We start from the raw sequence: 6,019 nt of genomic DNA, 5'->3' as shown, positions 1-6,019 counted from the left end.
GTTGGCTCTGATATTTTTATATGAGACAGGGGGACCTCCGCAGGGAGTGCCGGGGCCTCGCCCGCGCCGCCGTACGCCTCGACGCCCCGGCAGTGGAGGACCAGTTGGCCGGGGCCGTCGAACGGTACGGGATCACGGTCGCCTGGCAGGAGGTGATGGTGCCGACCCTGCACGCGGTGGGCCGTAGATGGGCCTCGTCCGGCGACCGCTACGTCGAGGTCGAGCATCTGCTGTCCTGGCACGTCTCCACCACGCTCCGCCGTCACACCCGGCCGCCCGCACTCCGGCACGACACCACCGGGCCCGGACCGGTCGTGCTCGCCTGTGTTCCCGGCGAACAGCACACCCTTCCACTGGAGGCCCTCAACGCGGCCCTCGGTGAACTCGGCCTGCCCACCAGGATGTTCGGCGCGGCCGTCCCCGCCGAGGCGCTCACCGCGGCGGTCGACCGGCTCGGCCCGGCGGCCGTCGTCCTGTGGGCCCAGGCCCGCTCCACGGCGAGCCTGCCCCTCGCCCGCCACGTGGCCGCCGTGCGCTGGGGTGTGAAGGGCGCCCGCCGACAGCCCCTCGTCGTGCTCGGCGGACCCGGCTGGCACGGGCACCCCGCGCCCGGGACCGTCCGGCCGTCCTCGCTGGGCGACGCGGTCGAGACGCTCGCAGGGCTGTACGGACACGTGGACCTGACGAAGTCTCCGTCCTCGGACACCGGGCCGGCTGAACCCAGGCACCAGGACCCGAGGCCGCCAGGACGATAGGCGGCAGGACCCGAGGCCGCCAGGACGACAGGCTGCAGGATCCGATGCGGACAGGATCCGATGCGGACAGGATCCCGAGCGTCAGGAGCTGCGCGCCCGGAGGAACCGTTCCCGTCCCTCCGCCAACTCCACGATCGGCTCCGGGTAGTCCAGCGCGGCTCGGTCCAACCCGGGCAGCTTCCACGGTTCGTGCACCGCCGGACCCGGGACGTCCGCCAGCTCCGGCACCCAGCGCCGTACGTACTCCCCCTCCGGGTCGTACCGCTTCGCCTGGGTGACCGGGTTGAGGACCCGGTAGGGGCGGGTGTCCGTGCCGGTCCCCGCCACCCACTGCCAGTTGAGCTGGTTGTTGGCCACGTCACCGTCGACGAGGAGGTCCAGGAAGTACCGGGCGCCCACGCGCCAGTCGACGTACAGCGTCTTGGTCAGGAAGCTCGCGGTCAGCAGACGGCCGCGGTTGTGCATCCAGCCCTCGTGGCGCAGTTGGCGCATGGCCGCGTCGACCACCGGGTAGCCGGTGCGGCCCTCCCGCCACGCCTCGACCTCGTCCGGAGCGGATCGCCAACGGTCGTGCCTGGCCCGGTAGTCCACGGACGCTGCATCCGGCCGCACTGCCAGCACCTGGCGGTTGAAGTCCCGCCACGCGAGCTGCCGCACGAACGCCTCGGCACCCGGACCGCCCGCCCCGCGCGCCCGGTGGACCAGCTCGACGGGGGAGAGCGTGCCGAAGTGCAGATGCGGCGAGAGCCGGGACGTCGCGTCGCCCGCCAGGTCGTCGTGCCGGTCCTCGTACGCCTCGATGCCGGACCGCAGCCAGGCGGTGAGCCGCGCCCGGCCCTCCGCCTCACCGCCGGCCGCCAGCTGCGGGGACAGGCCGGACAGCCCTGCCCGCGAGGGCGGCTCCTCCGAGCCGATCCCCTCCGGCACCCGCACTGCCCCCGGCGCGGTCAGGGGGTCGCGCAGGCGCTGCCGGGACCAGCGGTCGAAGTACGGCGTGAACACCGAGAAGTGGTCCGACGAGACCGGAGTCACCGTGCCGGGATCCACGGCGGTCGTCACCGTCTCGTGCACGTGCAGCCGTACGCCCTCGGCCTCCAGGGCGCGCCGCAGTTTCTCTTCGCGCCGCTGGGCGTACGCGCCGGCGTCGGCCGCCAGATGCACCTCGTCCGCCTCCGCCTCGGCGGCGACCTTGCACACCTCCTCCACGACGTCGCCGGAACGCACCACCAGCCGGCCGCCCCGCTCACGCAGTCCCGCGTCGAGGTCGCGCAGACAGTCGGCGAGGAACGCCAGCCGGTTGGGCACCGCGAACCCGGCCGCGGCCACGGCCCGGTCACGCACGAACAGGGGGACCACCTGCCGCGATCCGTCGAGCGCCGCGCGCAGCGGCGGATGGTCGTGCAGCCGCAGATCGGAGGTGAACAGGACGACCGAGACGTTCATGGACGGGCTCCGGGGAAGAGAAACGGATCAGACGGGTCAGCCGGGCCAGACGGGCCAGGCGCTCACGGGGCGTGCCGCCGCGCACCATGGCGTTGCGGGGCCACGCTCCACCGGTACGCGGTCGCGCACCCCGCGCCCGGCGTCGCGGCCCTCGACATCACTTCCACCGCCGGGGCGGTCACGGATGCGCCCGGGGAGCATCGCCGCGCGTTCGGGTGATCGGTACGGCGACTACGCTGACCGCGTGGCCACAGTGAACGATCCCGCTCGGCAGCCGGGGGACGGCGGGGGCGCCGTCTCCGGGGCGCCGACCGACCTGCACGCCTTCGCCGTGGCGCTGCGCCGGATGAACGGTGAGATCAACCGGCTGGTGCACGCCTTCGCCGGCGACCACGGACTGCACGCGACGGACGTCCAGGCGCTCGCGGCGATCCTGGACGCGGAGGCGCCCATGACGCCGAAGCGTCTACGTGAACACCTCGGGCTGACCTCGGGCGCGGTCACCGCGTGCGTCGACCGGCTGGAGCGCGCCGGACACGTCCGCCGGGTCCGGGAGAGCGCCGACCGACGGGTGGTCCACCTGTACTACGCGGCCGACGCGCGAGGGGCGGCTCGTACTCACTTCCGGCCCCTCGCAGCGGCGACCGAGGAGCTGGGCGCGGGCGCCGACGACCCCCGCTGAATCCGGGCCGGATCGGTGCCTCTAGGATCAACGGCCAAGTAGCTCAATCATTGAGATTGTTTTTCGTTGAGTCATCTGCTTGGGTCACCCGTCGAGGCACCTCCGCCCGGACTCTGGAGCACCATGTCCCGCCCCGCCGATCCGCCCGCCGGCTCGTCCCCCTCCTGCTGATCGCCGTCTGGCTCGTCGTCGGAGGGATCCTCGGCCCGTACGTCGGGCGTCTCGGTGAGGTCGCCACCAACGACCAGCCGCGTTCCTCCCACGCAGCGCCTAATCCACCGAGGTCATCACCGCGCAGCGGGCATTCCGGCAGGACGAGACGCTGCCGGCCGTCGTCGTGTGGACGGGGGACGGTCTCGCGGAGCGGCGGGCCACGGCCGACCGCCTCCTCGTCTCCCTCGCCGACACCCCCGGGGTCACGGGAGAGGCCTCGCCCGCACTCCTCTCGCAGGACGGTGACGCGCCGCCTTCATCGTGGGCCTACGGTGTCCTCCTGGACACCCTCGTGGTGCGCTCGCTGCTGGTGCCGGCGCTGGTACGGGACATCGGGGAGCGCGCCTGGTGGCCGGGGAGGGCGGGTCCGGGCGAGGCGGCCCAGCAGGCCGACCGGTGAGACGCGAGCGCGCCCGGGTCGGGTCAGGGGCCGCGAGTCCGAGGTCGAACAACCCCTCCAGCGGTGCCCGTTGAGTGTCGATCTGCCGCGCGCCGACATGCCCAGGCGGGCCAGGGCCCGGCGCAGCGAAACGAGGCTGGTCAACTCCGGGATCTACTCCGGCTGTTCCGTTCGCGCGGCAGCGGAATGCGTGCCGATTTCCGGCCCGTTCAAGGGTTTCCCCATTGCACCTTCGTAAATTGATGGTCCGGGATACGAGACCGGTCGGGTTCTCCTTGACTCCCGTCGACGGCGGCTGCCACGATCGACGCCATGACGATGCGACTGGACCTCACGCGGCGACGCCATGTCGACCTCGCGCGCGTCTCCAGCGCCTCCTGTCGCGCCGCGGCCTGATCACCCTTCCCGATCCGCCGCGCTTTTCCGCATTCCCCGCTGAATTCACCGCGCCCGCACACATCTTGCGGCGTTCGAGCGCGTTGCCGGGCATCTCCGTGCACCCACGGAATTCCGCGTGCCCGAAAACCCTCCGAACCGTCGAGACCGGCGCAGCCACCTCCGTAGGCCCCGACCGCCTCTGACACGACCGCTCCCTTCCGGGGTCCCGTCCGCACGGGCGCCCCGGGTTCCCAGAAAGAGGACCCCATGGCCACCGTTCTGTCCGTCTCCGGCAGCCCTTCCGTCTCCTCCCGCACCGCGAAGCTCGTACGTCACCTGGACACCCGGCTGATCGCCCAGGGCCACGAGGTCGTGCCCCTCGACATCCGCACCATCCCCGCCCAGGCCCTGCTCGGCGCGGACTTCACCCACCCCGCCATCGTCGAGGCCACCGAACTCTTCGAGCGGGCCGACGGCGTCGTCATCGCCACCCCCGTCTACAAGGCGGCGTACTCCGGAGTCCTCAAGGCCCTGCTCGACCTGCTCCCGCAGTACGCCCTCACCGGCAAGACGGTGCTGCCCCTGGCCACCGGCGGCACCACCGCCCATGTCCTCGCCCTCGACTACGCCCTGCGGCCGGTCCTCAGCTCCATGGGCGCGCGGCACATCGTCCCCGGCTGGTTCACCCTCGACAAGGACATCACCGTGGGGGAGGACGGCAAGGTCACGGTGGCCCCTGCCGCCGCCCAAGCCCTCCGCCAGGTCGTCGACCAGTTCCTGACCGCGCTCGGCCCGGCGCCGGTACTGGCCGCCGCGAGCTGACCTCTGCGCGGGCGCGGCCGTCTCAGTACGCGGCCGACAGCGAGGCGAGGTGGGCGCGGCGAACCTCGGGCGTCTGGCCTTGGACCAGGAGGAACATGGCCTCGCGGGCGAGGCGTTGGGCGCGGCTGTCCAGGTCGATGGCGCGCCCGCCGCCGGCGACCACCGCCGCGGTCGTCGACGTGCGCATCAGGTCGAAGGCCTTCGTCTTGAGGGCCAGCCGCTCCTCCATGTGCTCGTGCGGCGCCGGATGGTCGGCGAGGGCGTACGCCTGCCGCCGGACCTTGTCGAGCCGCAGCCGGAGCGCCTTGGTCGTGGGGTCGTCCTGGTCCAGCAGGCCGAGGGCCGACTCGGCGACCCCGAACACCGCAGGCGAGGCGTTCGTCGGCTTGGGGCGGTCGCTCGCCGCCCACGACTCGTACGGCGCGTGCAGGGCCACGGCGTCGTCGGGGACCCACAGCCCGTCGAGTTCGAGCGAGACCGTACGGGCGGCGGTGAGCGCCGCGAGCCGCATGGGCGCCGAGGCTCGCAGCCCGGTCTGCGGACGGGCCTCCGTGAACGCGAACACCACCTCGTCCGCGTCCGTCACCCCGGCCAGCAGCATCACATCGTTGAGCCCCCAGCCGGTGTACCAGGGGACCGTGCCGTGGAACCGCCAGCCGCCACGCCTGGGCACCGCCCGGACCGGGACCCGCGGGTACCGGCGCAGGTGCGCGTACGCGACGCCGGACAGCAACTCGCCGGTGGACAGTTTCCCCAACAGGTGCTTCTGGGCCGGGGGTTCGCTCTTCGCCAGGGTGAGCACGGGGGTGTGGTGCTGGGCCTGCACGAACCACGTGGAGCAGCAGGCCCCCGCCAGGATCTCGGCGATCTCCCGCGCCACCGAGTTGGGCGCACCCGACCCGCCGTGAGCCTCCGGCGCGCTCACCCCGAGCAGCCCGGACCGCTTGATCGCCTGGATGGTGCTCGTGGGCACGCCCTCCTGGTCGACGCGCTCCGCCTGGGGCGCGAGGACCTCGGCGGCGAGTTCGCGCGCCTGGACGACGAGGGGGTGCGGTGACGTGGTCATGGGGTGATTCTCCCCGGCCCGGGTACCAAAGATCACATCATCGGGACCGGAAGATCACATGCTCTCCATCCGTCTCGCATGGCATGTGACCTGCGCCACGTCGGTCAGTTGGCCGGTCGCCGGTCGCCGGTTACGGGGGCGCGGCTTTGGCTGCTGGCTCGGCTGTCCCGGGCGGGAGTTGACTGGTCTACACCCTTGACTGGTACAGACCAACGCGCTTGAGTGTGCCCCACACCCCCACCACGGCCGCCCCCACGCCG

5 protein-coding genes and 2 pseudogenes are annotated in these 6,019 nt (G+C 72.6%); 5 read left to right on the top strand and 2 right to left on the bottom strand.

The window, feature by feature from the left end:
- Positions 1-29: 29 nt before the first annotated feature.
- Positions 30-755 (top strand): annotated as a pseudogene (locus P1P70_RS38775) (B12-binding domain-containing protein); the annotation flags it as partial.
- An 81-nt stretch (positions 756-836) separates the two neighbouring features.
- On the opposite strand, the gene P1P70_RS38770 reads toward P1P70_RS38775, so the two are convergent.
- Positions 837-2,198 (bottom strand): deoxyribodipyrimidine photo-lyase, encoded by a 1,362-nt coding sequence (locus P1P70_RS38770; RefSeq protein ID WP_319246155.1) that lies wholly within the window; start codon positions 2,196-2,198, stop codon positions 837-839.
- Positions 2,199-2,442: 244 nt separating this feature from the next.
- Between P1P70_RS38770 and P1P70_RS38765 the strand changes: the two genes are divergently transcribed.
- From P1P70_RS38765 to ssuE, 4 genes and pseudogenes are all read left to right on the top strand, one after another.
- Positions 2,443-2,880, top strand: coding sequence for a MarR family winged helix-turn-helix transcriptional regulator (locus P1P70_RS38765; protein ID WP_413471647.1), 438 nt, complete (start codon positions 2,443-2,445; stop codon positions 2,878-2,880).
- 113 nt (positions 2,881-2,993) lie between these two features.
- Positions 2,994-3,493: pseudogene (locus tag P1P70_RS38760) on the top strand (hypothetical protein).
- A 312-nt stretch (positions 3,494-3,805) separates the two neighbouring features.
- Positions 3,806-3,889 (top strand): putative leader peptide, encoded by an 84-nt coding sequence (locus P1P70_RS45930; RefSeq protein WP_350710819.1) that lies wholly within the window; start codon positions 3,806-3,808, stop codon positions 3,887-3,889.
- A 249-nt stretch (positions 3,890-4,138) separates the two neighbouring features.
- Entirely contained in the window at positions 4,139-4,693 is a 555-nt protein-coding gene (gene ssuE / locus P1P70_RS38755) for an NADPH-dependent FMN reductase (RefSeq protein WP_319246153.1), read from the top strand.
- A 22-nt stretch (positions 4,694-4,715) separates the two neighbouring features.
- On the opposite strand, the gene P1P70_RS38750 is transcribed toward ssuE, so the two are convergent.
- The gene (locus tag P1P70_RS38750; protein ID WP_319246151.1) at positions 4,716-5,759 is read right to left on the bottom strand and encodes an acyl-CoA dehydrogenase family protein; all 1,044 of its coding nucleotides are present in this window, start codon (positions 5,757-5,759) and stop codon (positions 4,716-4,718) included.
- Positions 5,760-6,019: the final 260 nt, after the last annotated feature.

The organism is Streptomyces sp. MB09-02B, assembly GCF_033794485.1.
Taxonomy (GTDB): Bacteria; Actinomycetota; Actinomycetes; order Streptomycetales; family Streptomycetaceae; genus Streptomyces.
The sequence above is the reverse complement of the archived record's forward strand: the minus strand, read 5'-3'. Positions and strand labels throughout refer to the sequence as shown.